This window comes from Candidatus Chloroploca mongolica (assembly GCF_004762035.2).
Taxonomy (GTDB): Bacteria; Chloroflexota; Chloroflexia; order Chloroflexales; family Chloroflexaceae; genus Chloroploca; species Chloroploca mongolica.
In genome coordinates this window covers 21658-36430 of sequence record NZ_SIJK02000005.1, presented here as the reverse complement: position 1 = coordinate 36430, position 14773 = coordinate 21658, and the positions used below count along the sequence as shown (strand labels likewise).

The window sequence follows — 14773 nt, the reverse complement described above, 5'->3', positions numbered from 1 at the left end:
CTGAAAACGAGGGCCTGACACCTTCGACGGAGTGGAGCGATGAACGAGTTTTGCCAGAAACTGATCCGCGGGTTGAGCATCCCCTTGCTGGGGCTAGCGCTGGCTGGCTGTAGCATTGGACAGATCGTAGGCGCACCTACCCCGGAACCTTTTACCATGCCGACCGTTGTGCCAACTGACATCACGGCAACCACGCCTGTACCGACAGCGGTGGTCACGACAACGGATGAAGGACGTACCGTTGCCGTGCAACGCGGCAACGTCCGCGATATCCGCGTACTGAATGGGCAAGTGAGCCCTGTGCTGGAACGTGAACTGGCGTTTCGGCAAAGCGGGGTGATTCGTCGGCTTTATGTCGATCCTGGGATGAGTATCACGGCAGGAACTTTGCTCGCCGAGCTTGACCTTGGCACGTTGCAAGAGCAGTTGCGGCAGGCGCAGATCGTGGCCGAGCAGGATGCCGTGGCGATTAGCCGGGCCAATGAAGGTGGGAGCATCGAAGTGCGCCGGGCCGAACTTGCGCTTGAAGAAGCCCGCGCTGCGCTGAGCGAACTGCAAACCCCACCCAGTGCCCAGGCGGTAAGTGAAGCCCGGGCGCGCGTCGAACGCGCCGAAGCGGCGCTCGCCCGCACGCGCAACGATGCCTCAGCCGAGAAGACGCGCGCCGAGCGGGAACTCAGCGATGCGAAGGCCGAGCTTGAGCGCCTGCAAGTTCGCTATGCCGAACTGGTAGCCCAGAGTGAACAAAATCCCGCGACCGTTGCGGGGGCCGATCTGCGTGAGCTCGAAGCAAGTGTGCGGGCCGCCGAGAGTGCCGTTGCGGTGGCGCAAATCAACTATGACACGGCCTTTGGCAACGAAATTGCGGCGCTCCAGTCGGCCCAGGCTGATGTCGATCTCGCCCGTGCCACCCTGAACCAACTGGTGGCCGGGCCTGATCCATTTCAAGTAGCCGAGGCCGAGCGCGCCGTCCGGCTGGCAGGCGTTCAGCTTGATGCGGCACGCCAGAATGCCCGCCCCGACCCGCGCCTGGTGGTCGCGCTATCGTCGTCGCAACTCGCGGTGAAAGAGATTGAGAATGCCATTGAGACCCGCCGCATCTATGCACCTTTCGATGGCACGATTACGGCCGTTGAAGCGATGGCAAGTTTCCCGGTACAAGCTGAAATTCCGGTCATCCGGTTGATGGATAACTCGGGCTTTGAAGTGACGCTCAGCAGTCTTGATCAAGCCACGCTGAACCGGATCACCTCGGGGATGCCCGTGCAAATCAGGTTTACTCGCTATCCCGAACGCCAGGTTGCTGGCACCGTACGGATGACCTCAGCCGGGACGATGGCTGGCGGTGGTTCAATGGTAGCGGTGAGCTACAACGCGCCCGAGCTCAACCTTGGCAATGATGATCTCGCCAGTGTGACTTTTGATTTCGGCGAGCAGCAGGATGTGCTCTGGTTGCCACCCGAGGCGCTGCGCCGCGATGCAACTGATTATGTGCTCCGCGTAGGCGCGGGGACAGAAGAACGCATTGATGTTGTGGTCGGTGCGGTGAGCGACGAACGAATCGAAATACGTGCTGGTCTACGTGAAGGTGAGGCCGTTGCGCTACCGTGATGAGGGGCTGCGCCCCTCATCACGGTAGCGCATTGGGGGTTAGGAGCAGGCTCCTCTTAAAAAGAAAAGGCGTATTTTAATGCTGACGTTCGATGATCTATGGACATATCTACGCGTTCTTTTGCGCTGGTGGTGGGTTCTCGTGCTGGGGACCGTCCTTGCCGCGGGCGTAGCCTTTGTCATGGCCTCGCGCCAGCCGAAATATTATGTCGCCCAGACCACCTTGATGATTGGTGACTCGCTGACCTCGGCAACGCCTGATGCCCAGTTGATCGGGTTGAGCAACGCGCTGGCCATGTTTTATAGCGAAATGGCCCGCCGTGAACCGATCCTCGGCCCGGTCACTGAAAAGCTGGGGCTCGCCTTTGAATGGCAGGTCATCGCAAACTATATGCTCACGACCTCGGTGAATAATCGGGCAAGCTTGCTCAACATTACAATTACCGACACCAGCCCGGAACGGGCGGCAGCGCTGGCGACGGCTGTTGCAAATGAGTTGATTGCGTACAGTCCCAACTCGCCCGAAAAAGTGGCGTCACAGCGCCTGTTGATCCAGGAACAACTCACCCAGGTGCAGGCGAATCTCGGACGCATTGATGAGACCCTCGACGAGACCCGGGCAATGCAGGCACGCACGTCGGGGGCCGCTGATCTGCGTGAGTTGCGTAATCGTATCGACGAGTTGGAGCGTACCCGCGAGAGTACCCAGGATACCTACAATCAACTGATCCTCATCGAAAAAGGGAGTATCGCCAATACGCTTAGGGTGCTTGAAGAAGCGCGTGTACCGACCCAGCCGCTGCCCGATAAACGCATGCTTACAGTCGCGATGGCTGGTATGGGTGGTTTCATCCTGGCTGCTCTGGCGGCCTTGCTGCTCGATATGCTCGATGATCGCTGGCGCAGCAAGAGTGACCTACGTTCACGCTTTGGGATGCCGTCGCTTGGTCTGGTGCCAGGGCGTCGCCCATTGATCACGCTCAAGCCTGGCAGCGCCGGGCAACGTGAACTCGCGATGCGTGAAGCGCATACCAACATCGTGCTCGCGGCGATGGAACAGGGCAGCAGTAGCTTGATGATCACCAGCCCGACTCCGTCGGACGCACGAAGCGCCTTCAGTATCGATCTGGCCCAACTCTTTACCCGCTCGGGCTATAGTGTCCTGCTCGTTGATGCCGATATGGAACAACCCATCCTGACCCGGATGCTCGTTGGTGATCATCCCGAAGCGAATGGCACGCTCTACACCAACGGCAAACCCGAAATCTGGTCGCGGATGTACCCAACCATGCTCAAGAATGTGCTCTTGCTGGCACACAATGTGGGGCCAGATGGGGTCGCCCTGACACCATCACTGCCGTGGAGCGAACTGGTCGAGCATTTGAAGCGAGTCGCTGATATTGTCATCTTTGATGGGCCATCAACCTTGCCGAGCGTTGATGCCGCCCTGCTTGCCCCGCTGGTTGATGGGGTGGTACTCACCCTCAATCCTGCTTATGACAATCGTGGCGCCATTACCGAGAGCAAAGCACGCCTGACGCGCAAGCGGCAGACCACGCTGCTCGGGGCCGTGATGCTCACCGAAGAGGTGCTGGCCCACCCGGCCCAGACCCAGTACCCGTGGCTGCCCTTGGTCAAGAACGCGCCAATGTTGGAAGACGGGCAGGTTGACGCCCAGATTGAGCAGACTCAAGCTGAGCCACCCCGTGCCAATGATGATCGGGTCATTGTCACGCCTCCACCAGGCGATGTTGAGGCCCGCTAAGGTGAAGCAACGCACCCTTCTGACACGCCGCCAGTTTCTTGGCACGCTTGCCGCTGGTGCCGTTGGGCTGAGTACTGCCGGGATTGGTTATGGGCTTGAGGCGCGTCAGGCCCCGCCACCCTTTGGGCCTGAACACGGCGTTGTCGCAGGGGCCACCACCCTGCCTGCGCCTGCGACGGCCCCGCTGTTGGTGGTTAGCAACGCGCGTGCCGTGCCGTCGTTTGCTGGGTATCTGGCCGAGATCCTACGAGCCGAGGGATTGTTTGCGTTTCAAGAGGCTGAGGTGACAAAGCTTACGCTCACAGCATTGCAACAATATGCGCTCGTCGTCTTGAGCGCCGGGCCGGTCACGACTGACGAAGCGGCGCTGCTGCGACGCTATGTCGTTGAGGGTGGCATGCTCCTGGCCTTGCGCCCTGATCCACGGCTTGACGAGGTCTTTGGCGTGCGTCACCTTGGCGCAGTCGAAGCACGTGGCTCGCTCCAAGTTGTGCCCGGGGCACCAGCCGTCGCCGGGATTGAAACTGGGCGCTTGCAGTACCACAGCCCGAGCGATCGCCTCGAACTGGCCGGGGCACAAGAGTTGGCCCGTAGTCAGACAGGCGCACCGCTGATCACACTGCATTATGTTGGATCTGGCCGGGCGGCACTCTGGGCCTTTGATCTGGCGCACAGCATTGCCTTGCAACGGCAGGGCAATCCCGAAGAGGCCGATACCGACCGGGATAACATTCCAGGGGTGCGTGCCGTTGATATGTTTGTGGATTGGATTGATGTTGAGCGCATCCATGTGCCGCAGGCTGACGAACAACAGCGGTTGCTCGCGAATATGCTGCTGGAACTCAGCCGTGCGACCGTGCCGCTGCCGAGGCTCTGGTATTTTCCTGGTGGAACGCCGAGCGTGCTGGTGACGACAGGCGATGCCCACGGCAGTACGGCCAATTATGTCGAGGAAGTGCTCGCCCGCGTTGAGCAACGGGGCGGCACGATGTCGGTCTATTACACCCCCCCGCCGGCGAGTACGCTCGGACGGATGACCCGCAAGGCCCGGTGGTGGGCTGCCGATGTGCCGGTGATGGGGGTGCTGCTCGAGCGCGATCAGCCTCTGCCCACACCAGGGCACCTGGCGGCGTGGCGCGAACGGGGCCATGAATTTGGCATGCATCCGTATGTCGAAGAAGGCCTTGCCTACGGCTACAACGCCTATTGGAATGAGTTTCTGAAATTTGGCTATGGACCAGTCCCGCCGACGGTACGTACCCATCGCATCCTCTGGCACGGGTGGGTCGAGAATGCCCGTGTTCAGGCGCAGTATGGGCTGCGCATGAACCTCGACCATTACCACATTGGGAGCACCGTCCGCACCGCTGATGGCGCGTGGCGTTCAGGCTACCTCGGCGGCACCGGGCTGCCGATGCGTTTTATTGACCAGGATGGCACGCTGCTCAATGTCTTTCAACAGGCCACCCACCTGGTTGACGAGCACATGATGAATGTCTTCGATACTGGCTACGACCAGGGCCTTGATGGGTCAATGGCCGCAAGCCTCAGTCGGCACCAGATCGCCGAGAGTGTCGGGCGGTACCCGTCGGCCCTGGGGGTACAGTGCCATATTGACCCCTTCCTGCTTGGTGGTGAGAAGGCGGCGAATGTGGGCCAATGGTTTGAAGAGACGCTTGACTTTGCCACCGACCTTGGCGTGGCAACCCTTTCGGCAGAACGCTGGCTGGCTTTTGTCGAGGCACGCATGGCGGCCAGGGTCGAGCAGGTGCAATGGCAAGCCGCAACAGGCCGCTGGCAGGCGATCCTCGATCTTCCCCCCCAGCCAGCCGGCCCACTTGAACTGATGCTCCCCCAGCAACACAACGGGGCCGAGTTGAGCAGCATCCGTCTCAATGGCGAGACCCATCCGTGGCATCGTCGCCGCCTTGCCGGACACGAATATGTCAGTTTTTATGTGCCCCATGGACGCACAACCATTGAAGCAGGGTACAGTCTATCAGCTCTGTGAAATACCGAGGGGGAACCACTGTTGAGTACTTCATCTACAGCCTGGCAGCGCTACGTCGGACTGGCCCTTATTTCAGGCGCGGTTCTGGCCTTGCAAATCACGTTTACGCGCATCTTCTCATTGATGATCTGGCACCACTTCACCTATCTAGTCATTGGTGTCGCCATGCTTGGCGGTGGCGCAGCCGGAACGTTTCTCGCCGTGCGCCAGTGGGATCACGCCACAATCGGACGACGCATTGGTCTGCTTGCGGTGATCTTTAGCCTGTGTACCCTGGTCAATCTTGTTGCGATCAGCCTGGTTGGCATTGATCCGCTGCGGGCAAGACAGTTGCCCTGGACAATTGTCGGTCTCGGTATTTATTTTAGTTGTCTTTTTGCAACTTTTTTCAGTGGTGGACTTACGATTGCTGCAATTTTCAGTCGCTGGGTCGGGCAAGCGCACCGGCTCTACTTTGCCGATATGGTTGGCGCAGGGATCAGCACCATCGGCGTTTTGGTGCTGATCCAGACCTTCAGCGGGCCTGGCACCATTGCGCTGGTGGCAGCCGTTGTCGCCCTGGCGGGGTTATTCCTAGGGAGCGAAACGGCCCCGCGCTGGCGACGGCTTGCCCCGGCGGCACTAGTCGTTGCCCTAGTGATCACAACCCTCATTGCGACCGTCGCGCCCTTGCGGTTGCCGGTACCCGGCTCGAAGGAACTGGGCTGGGCAATGCAGGCGCAGGAGACCGGGCCAGAATACACGCGCTGGGATCCTGTAGGGCGCGTTGATGTCATGCCGGAAATTGTCGTTCGCGAACCGATGATCGTCGGCGCGGTCGGCTCGGTCTATCTGCAAGATCTCGAGCGCAAGCCGGATCTGCCGCTGAAACTGCTGACGATTGACGGGACTTCGATGACAGGGATGTACGCCTTTGACGGCAGCGATGCCGATCTCGAGCGCTTCCGCTTTCTCGATCACGCCGTCATCAGTGCGCCCTACTATATCGGCCTGGAAGAGCCAGCTGCCTTGCTGATCGGGGTCGGTGGCGGTCTCGATATTCTGCTTGCGCGGCTCTATGATGCGCGGAAGATCACCGCGATCGAACTGAACCCGACGATCGTATCGTTGCTCAAAGGCCCATATGCCGACTACACCGGGCGCATTGCCGAACATCCGAGTACCGAATTGATTGTTGCCGAAGGGCGGAGCTACCTGACGCGCAATACCGAAAAGTATGACATCATTCAGGGCATTGGCCTTGATAACCTGGCAGCACTTTCGGGTGGTGCCTACGTACTAGCCGAGTCATACCTCTACACCGTGGATGCCGTCGAGCAAGCCCTCGGTCAACTCACGCCCAACGGGGTCTTTTCGTGGACCCGTGATGTCAATAGCCCACCCCGCGAGATGCTACGCTTGACGGGGCTGGCCGCCGAAGCGTTGCGGCGCAATGGCGTGGCCGAGCCAGCCGCGCATATTGCCATTGTCGCCAACGAAGCGGGCGGCAATGCAACGCTGCTCGTCTCGCCGTCGCCCTTTACCCAAGAGGCCATCACCGAACTGCGTACCTGGGCCGAGGCCAACAACTTTGGCATGCTGCACGACCCGTTTGTGCGGCAGACAACGGCCTTTGCCGATTACCTCTACGCGCCCGATCCACGCGCGTATGAGGCAGCCTATACGTTCCATATCTACCCGGTCACCGACGACAATCCCTTCTTCTACAACTATTTCAAATGGAGCAACCTGCACTTCAATAGCGCATATGAAGGCCGGTTGAACCGCTTCCCTATTGGCAATCTCATCCTCCTGACGATGTTTAGCATGGCCCTGATCACGGCAGCACTCTTTATTGTGCTGCCCTTGATCCGGTACAAGCGTGACGGACTACGAACGCCCGGCGCGATGCCAGTGCTGACCTACTTTAGCCTGTTGGGGGCGGGCTATATCTTTGTCCAGATCATTCTCATTCAACGTTTTACGCTCTTTATTGGCTACCCTATTCATGCGACCACGATTACGATTGCGAGCATGCTCGTCTTTTCAGGCCTAGGCAGCCTGATCGGGCGACAGATCTTGCAAACAGCGGCGCAGCTACGCATCGCGCTCGCCGTGATTGTCGGCCTGATTGGGCTCTACATTCTCGCCCTACCCACGATCTTTGCCGCCCTGCTCTATCTGCCTGACCTGACGCGGGCCATCGTGAGCGTCATCCTCATTGCACCGCTGTCGCTGGTGATGGGCATGCCCTTCCCGACGGGACTGCGCCAACTGGGGGCTCAGGCCCCAGCGTTGACCCCGTGGGCGTGGGGGGTCAACGGGGTCTTCTCGGTACTCGGGTCAGTGATGGTAATCATCATCAGCATGGCAAGCTCGTTTACCGTCGCGATGATCTGTGGAGCGATCTGCTATGGTGCCGCCGCCATCGTTGCCCCGGCCCTCTGGCGAGTGACGATGGAACGACGCGTGCCAGCCGAGTCTGGCTCCATACCAGGGCTGGCGGCTGACTAAGTAAGGCCGAAGCATTGCCTTGGCATAGCCAAGGCAATGCTTCGGCCACTCATCGAAAAGGGTGACGTATGGCGATCCAGGCACGCACCGTTCAAAAAGCAGATGTCCTGACGCGTGAAGAGGCGGTCAGCACCACGCGCATTCTCGCCATCGATGCCTTGCGCGGGCTGGCGATGCTCTTTATGGCGCTCGACCACGCCAGTTTCTTTGTGGGGGCCGGGTTACAGGCCGAGTCGTATGGCGGCCAGTTCGTCACCCTCCAGAGCATTGCGTACTGGGGGCTGGGGCTGGTCACGAATCTTGCCTCACCAATCTTCTGGCTCTTGAGTGGCTACAGCCTGGCGCTCTTTAGTGCAGGTCGGCAGCGCAAAGGCTGGAGCAACTGGGCGGTGAGTCGGTACATGCTGATCCGGGCGGCAGTGATTCTGGTGCTCGATCTGACGATCTGCTGGTTCTTCTGGATGGGCGACGCACCCTATGTGCATGTGCTCACCGCGATTGCGGTTGCCATGGTTATGTTAAGTTTGCTCCGTCTCCTGCCAAAGCACCTGCTCGCCATTGTTGCAGGGGCAGTCTTGCTCGGCTACCAGTGGGTCATCGGGGCCATGGCGCCTGCCCTCGCTGCCGACACCCCGCAGGGTTTCTGGCAGGCGTTCTGGCTCACCTATAGCTACGACACGGTACCGGCGGTCGGCTTTCCAATCCTGGGCTGGGGGCCATTGATGTGGCTAGGGTATGCGCTTGGGGCGCTGCAAGGGCGTGAAGCAATGCGCCAGCCGCGCACATGGCTGCTTGCGGGCATCGCTCTGCTCGGGCTCTGGCTTGGGCTGCGCTTGCTCGGCGGCTATGGCGATCTCGGATCAGTCGGTCAGGTTGGCGGAACCCCGGCGCACTTCTTGATTATGAGCAAAGCCCCGCCGAGTCTCACCTATTTTGCGTTCAACCTGGGCTTGGCAGCGCTCATCCTGGCGGGCCTCTTCACCGTACCCAACTTGCTTGCCCGCGGCCCACTCCAACCACTGGTGACCATTGGACAGGTCGCCCTCTTCTTCTACGTCGCGCACATTGTGGTCTATCACTTCATTGCCCGGATCTTCGCGGTGCTACCCACCCCGGGGCCAGCCGTCATCTGGGGGTGCCTTGCGTTCAGCGCAGGGCTGTTGATCCTGGTGCCGCTCAGCGGCGCATATCGGGATTTGCGCAAGCGGTATCCCAAGGTGCTGAACTATCTGTAGAACCCTTCGCGCCTTCGCGTGAGCTTATTTGTTTTGACGCAAAGGCGCAAGGGCACAAAGGTTTTAGCCTAGGTGCGTTACCCCTTCGCGCCTTCGCGCCTTCGCGTGAGCTTATTTGTTTTGACGCAAAGGCGCAAGGGCGCAATGTGCGGCCCAAACAAAACTGTCACCTCATAGAGCACAAGATTTAGGACAGTGTTACCAGGCTACGGTATGCTGGGTAGTACCAGCTAAACATGAAACCAGAGTAGTGTCCCATTCTACGGGCATTTCCAGAGTAACTGCATTACGTCAAACGATCTGGAAACGTTCTATGTATGGATAATGACAGAGCAACAAAAGCAACAAAACAATCAGTCTTCAGAACAACGTGATCTTGCTCAGATTATTTTGCGGAATACGCTTGTCATCACGGTGGCGAGTTGGGGCCTTAAAGCTGCAAACTTTTTCTATCTGATTGCAGTTGTGCGCCTGCTCGGCGCGAGTGGGTATGGTCAGTATGCAGCGGTGATCGCGTTCGTCGGGATGTTCGGGGTCTTCTTTGAACTCGGCATGACCCAGTATGTCGAGCGCAATCTGGCTCGCGACGGCGGCAAGATTCAAGAGGTGCTCGGCGATCTGATGGCGCTCCGCATCATCCTCGCAGTTGCGGCGATTGTGGTGCTGCCGATCATTGCCTGGAGCTTTGGGTATCACCCGGATCTCGTGATGGGCGTGGTACTCTATGCGGGCACCTTTGTGCTGGCGGCGCTCTTTATGCCGTTGCTCTCGGTGCTCAATGCGGCCGAGCGTTTCGATGCAGTCGCGGCGATCCAGGTGCGCACACAATTGATGAGCATCGGGATCAGTCTGGTTGTTCTGTGGCTCGGTGGCGGGGTGCTGGGCTTGCTGAGCATTGGCTACCTGATTTTGCCGGTCCAGATCCTGATGGCAATTCGGCTTATTCGACGGCTCGGCCTCGGATCATTGCGTCCGATCATCCATCTGACCCGCTGGCCGACCCTGCTCGTTGCAGGCATTCCCTTTGGCCTGACGTCGCTCGCGCTCACCTTCAACTTCAATGCCGATGCCGTTATCTTGAGTAGTCTGCGCAGCGATAGCGAAGTGGGATGGTACAGCGCGGTCTATGGCCTCGTCTTCAAGCTCGTGGCCGTTGCCGATGGATTGTTATTGACAATGACGCCCTCGCTGGCGCGCGAACACGTCAATGACCCCGAACAGGTACAGGCCTGGACAAGTACGACCGTAGGCTGGCTCGCGTTTTTTGGTCTGCCGGCGGCAGTTGGGCTAAGCCTGCTCGCCACACCAGTCACGACGACCCTCTTTGGCACGGCCTTTGCCCCCGGCGGGCCGGCCCTCGCCATCCTCGCCTGGGATATCCCCTTATTGCTCTTCACCGCCTTTTGCGGGAGTGCAGCGGTCGCGATGGGCCTGGAATGGCCGGCGGCACGCATCTACCTGCTCGGCACCATCTTGAATATCGGGTTGAACCTCATCTTCATTCCCGCCTATGGCATCATCGCGGCAGCTGCGATCACCGTGATCACCGACGGCATCTGTGCCCTGCTCTTTCTTGGCCTGCTCGGCAAACGCATGCGGCTTGAGGCCCTCGGTTCGCGTATGTTTCGCATTGTGCTTGCCTCGGTCGTGATGGGCGTGGCTGTTGCGTTGGGACGAGATTTGCCCCTGCCTGTGGCGGTGATCATTGGCATAACAAGTTATGGAGTCATGGCCCTCGGGCTGCGGCTCGTTGATCAAGCCTTGATCAATCAGGGCCTCGAACGACTACGACGATTGCGGACAACGACACCCTAGAAGAAGAATGGAGCAAGCGCCGTGAGTGGAGTTTTTGGTTATCTTGGCCGCACAACAGCCCAACCCGTTGCCCAGGTGATCCAGACGATGGGCGCACGAATGCGCCATGTCTTCACCCAGCAGCTTGAACAGACGGTGATCAGCCCGCAGGTAGCCCTCGGGCGACGGCATATTGGTTTGCTCAATCAGCAACCCCAACCGGCGCAAAGCGCTGATGGCAAGGTGGCGCTCTGCCTAGCCGGTGAGTTTTACTTCCAGGAGGCGCAGCGCCACCAGCTTGAACGGGAAGGATGGCTAGACAGCAAGGCAAGTGCGGCCGAGTTTGCGCTGGCCCTCTTTCTGCGCGACGGGGCCAGTGGGCTGACCAAGCTTGATGGGGCCTTCACCTGCAGCATCTGGGATGGCCGGACACAGATCCTCTGGCTCATCAACGATCGCTACGGGCTCTACCCACACTACTATGCCTATGCCCGGGGTGCCTTCGCCTTTGCGCCCGAGCTCAAAGGGGTGATCAGTGCGCCCGAGGTACCGCAGCGGCTCAACGAAACGGCGCTGGCCGAGTATCTACGTTTTCAGCAACTGCTCGGCAACAAAACCTGGTTTGCGGATGTGCAGCTTTTGCCACCCGCCTCGCTGCTGCGCTACGACCTGGAGCATAATCAACTAAGCCTTGAGCAGTATTGGGACTGGGATCAGATAGGCGAAATCACCGGTCTGACCTTTGACGAAGCGGTTGAGGAAGCGAGTCGCCTCTTTCAACGGGCAATTCAGGCGATGACGGCGCCGCCGTTACGCCCGGGGATTTTCTTGAGTGGTGGGCTGGATGGGCGTATCATTCTCGCCTTTGCCGATCAGCCCACGCCACCGCCGACCTTCACCTTTGGTGCACCGGGCAGTCGTGATGTCGTCTATGCCGCACGGCTCGCCCGCCGCGCCGGGGCTGAACATCATTGGGTACCCCTGGAAGATGGACGGTGGGTGCTGACCTATCACGACCTGCACCTAGCCCTGACCGAAGGCATGCATAGCTGGATGCACGCCCACGGGATTAGCATGCTCGCCACGGCACGCCAGCATATGGATGTGAACCTGAGCGGCTGGGATGGTGGCACGACGATGGGCGGGTTTGCCGTGCTCGAAGAGCATCAGGCTGACCGCTATTATCGGCATCCACCCGACGAGACAGCCTTTTATGAACGCATGTTTCGCGCCTTTTGCCAAGATGTCACCTGGCCTGGCATGAGCGAAGGTGAGGCGGCGAGTCTGCTGAGTGGAGCAGGCCGCACTCATCTGCGGGATCGAGCCTTTGAATCGATGCGACAAGAACTCGCCCGTACACGTCACTACCGCCCCGCGCATCGCACCGACTACTTTATTATCCAGAATCTGATTCGGCGCAGCCTACAAAATCAGATCGTCACGCAACGCTCAATGCTTGAGGTACGTTGTCCCTATTTCGACTACAGCTTTGTTGACTTTATGTATTGTTTGCCCGACACGATCCGCACGCAACCGGAGTTCCGGCGGGCTATTCTCACCAAACGCAAACCGGAACTCGCCCTAGTGCCCTACGAAAAAGACGACCGGTTGCCCCATAGCAGCCAGTTGTTCCGCAACGGTGACGGGTTCTTGCGCCGAGGCAAGGCCTGGATCAACCGACGTGTTGGGGGGCTCTTTCCCCAACGACCGCGTCTCTATGCTGATTACGAAGCGTATCTCCGCACTGATCTACGGAACTGGGCCGAGAGCGTCCTCTTTGATCAGCGCACCCTCGAGCGCGGCCTGTTTGACCAAGCAGCGGTACGTTCGCTGTGGCAGCAGCATCTTGCCGGCGAGCAACTCTGGACGATTGGCAAAATCGCACCACTGCTGACCCTGGAGATGGTGATGCGGCGGCTGTTTGATGTCGCATCACCAGACGGAAGAGAGCTCATTACTAACAAGGAGGAAGACTATGTCACGTGATATCTACGGCGTACACCTTACCATGCGGCTCGGGGCCATTGCCAATCAGGAAGCCTTGGATAATGAAGCGGCAGTGAACGGGTTTCTGATCGATCTGGTCAGGCGGCTCGATATGCGCATCCTGGCGGGGCCGCTCGCCGGGCGTGAAGATGGCCCACCCGATCATGCGGGATGTTCAGGTGTGGTGATCCTGTACGAATCACACGCTGCGATCCACACCTACCCACACCTCGGCCAAGCTTTTTTAGATGTGTTTTCGTGCAAGCCATTTGATCCAATCTTAGCCGAAGAGGTTATTGAGCAACACTTTGGCAGCTATGAAATTATCGAGCGCCAGGTGGCCGACCGGGGCATTCACTGGGAACGTGATGTGAAACGCGAATTGCATATGTGGCAAAATCAACGATGAAAAAAGAAAGACATATGGATGCGTATTCTCATCGCAGTGCATGGGTATCCACCCGAACATAATGGAGGTGCCGAACGACGAGCCGAGCGTACCGCCCGTGCGATGGCTGAACGCGGTCATGACGTGGCCGTCGTCTGTATTCACACCGATAACGCCGAACACACGGATCTGCGGATGACGCATCGTGCGCAGGATGGGATTGATGTATGGCGCATGGCCTTCAGTGGTGGTGCGAACCCCGATCCCTTTCGTTGGAGTTATGACCATCCCGAGCTTGGGGCCGCCGTTGGTCGGGTGATTGACGACTGGCATCCCGAGTTGCTGCATCTCTTCAGCGGGTATCTGCTTGGGGCGTCTACCGTTGATGCGGCAGTCGCGCGCCGGGTACGCGTGGTGATTGATCTCACCGACTACTGGTGGCACTGTCATCGCATCAATCTGCTGACCCCGCTGGGCAAACGGTGTGACGAGCCGAGTCAGGTTGGCTGTGCGCGTTGCCATGCCGAACAGCATCGTCGTTTTCGCCTGCCGGCGCAGCTATCACCCAATAATGCTGATATGGCCTGGTCACTCGTGCAACCCGACAATCTGCTCGGCCCCATGCTCGGCTTGCCGGCCCAGGCGTCGCGCGCAGCACGGCTGCAAGCGGCGCTCGCCAAAGCCGATGTCTTGCTGGCTCCGTCGCAATTCCTGGCTAATTTTTATCAGCGCCACGGGACAAATGAGAAACGAATGTGCGTCTGGCGGCAGGGGGTCGAGTTGACACAATGCCCTCTGCGTACCAACGAAGCCACCTTGCGCGTTGGCTATCTCGGCCAGGTCAAGCCCCACAAAGGCGTGGATCTCCTGATTGAAGCGTGGAAGAAGCTGCGTGGAACGCAACCGCGCCGTCTTGAGATCTATGGCTCGGCAGCAGGTGAACCAGACTACGAGCAGCAGCTTCGTCAGGAGCTCGCGCAACTCCCCGATGCTACCTGGCACGGCACCTATCAGGGCAGTGGGGTGTGGGAAGTGCTGGCACAGCTTGATGTTGTCGTGGTACCGTCGCGCTGGGTTGAGAACAGCCCCAACAGCATTCTCGAGGCCCAGGCTGTAGGTGTACCAATTGTGGGCACAAAGCTTGGCGGCATTGCCGAACTCGTTGAGCACAACCGCAACGGTCTTCTTTTTGCTGTGGATGACCCCAACGAATTGGCGCAGAATCTACAACGCTTGCTGGATGAGCCAGAGCTGCTGCCGCACCTGCGGGCCAACGCAATGCCCTTCTTCTCGCACCAAGCAGCTATGGATCGGCTTGAAGGACTCTATCAACAGCTTACCCGGCAACAAACACCCGCCAGCAACAACGAACGAACCAGCGCCCACGAACGAAACTGGGGCGATACTGCCACACCGTGTCATACGCCCCGGTAGACAGGAAGCCTGAGATGCATACGTGTCACCCTGCGGCTGGGAGCACGGGCCAGTGG

9 protein-coding genes are annotated in these 14773 nt (G+C 59.2%); all 9 read left to right on the top strand.

The window, feature by feature from the left end; genetic code table 11:
• Positions 1–39 precede the first annotated feature (39 nt).
• The 9 genes from EYB53_RS04170 (at position 40) to EYB53_RS04130 (ending at position 14717) form a co-directional block, all read left to right on the top strand.
• Positions 40–1611 (top strand): HlyD family efflux transporter periplasmic adaptor subunit, encoded by a 1572-nt coding sequence (locus EYB53_RS04170; RefSeq protein ID WP_135476970.1) that lies wholly within the window; start codon positions 40–42, stop codon positions 1609–1611.
• A gap of 79 nt (positions 1612–1690) precedes the next feature.
• Positions 1691–3376, top strand: coding sequence for a polysaccharide biosynthesis tyrosine autokinase (locus tag EYB53_RS04165; RefSeq protein WP_135476969.1), 1686 nt, complete (start codon positions 1691–1693; stop codon positions 3374–3376).
• Position 3377: 1 nt separating this feature from the next.
• Positions 3378–5387: a hypothetical protein gene (locus EYB53_RS04160; RefSeq protein ID WP_135476968.1), complete on the top strand. Its 2010-nt coding sequence runs from the start codon at positions 3378–3380 to the stop codon at positions 5385–5387.
• A gap of 21 nt (positions 5388–5408) precedes the next feature.
• Positions 5409–7880, top strand: a complete 2472-nt coding sequence (locus EYB53_RS04155) for a polyamine aminopropyltransferase (protein WP_254150879.1) — start codon at positions 5409–5411, stop codon at positions 7878–7880.
• A gap of 68 nt (positions 7881–7948) precedes the next feature.
• Positions 7949–9115, top strand: coding sequence for an acetyltransferase domain-containing protein (locus tag EYB53_RS04150; protein WP_135476966.1), 1167 nt, complete (start codon positions 7949–7951; stop codon positions 9113–9115).
• 324 nt (positions 9116–9439) lie between these two features.
• Positions 9440–10930 carry an oligosaccharide flippase family protein gene (locus tag EYB53_RS04145; protein ID WP_135476965.1) on the top strand — a complete coding sequence of 497 codons (1491 nt, stop codon included), beginning with the start codon at positions 9440–9442 and terminating at the stop codon, positions 10928–10930.
• Between the two features lie 21 nt (positions 10931–10951).
• Complete coding sequence (locus EYB53_RS04140) at positions 10952–12895, top strand: asparagine synthetase B family protein (protein WP_135476964.1); 1944 nt, start codon at positions 10952–10954, stop codon at positions 12893–12895.
• Positions 12885–13304 carry an S-adenosylmethionine decarboxylase family protein gene (locus tag EYB53_RS04135; RefSeq protein ID WP_167857245.1) on the top strand — a complete coding sequence of 140 codons (420 nt, stop codon included), beginning with the start codon at positions 12885–12887 and terminating at the stop codon, positions 13302–13304. The genes EYB53_RS04140 and EYB53_RS04135 overlap by 11 nt, the downstream gene beginning before the upstream one ends.
• Positions 13305–13322: 18 nt before the next feature.
• Entirely contained in the window at positions 13323–14717 is a 1395-nt protein-coding gene (locus tag EYB53_RS04130) for a glycosyltransferase (protein ID WP_135476962.1), read from the top strand.
• Positions 14718–14773: the final 56 nt, after the last annotated feature.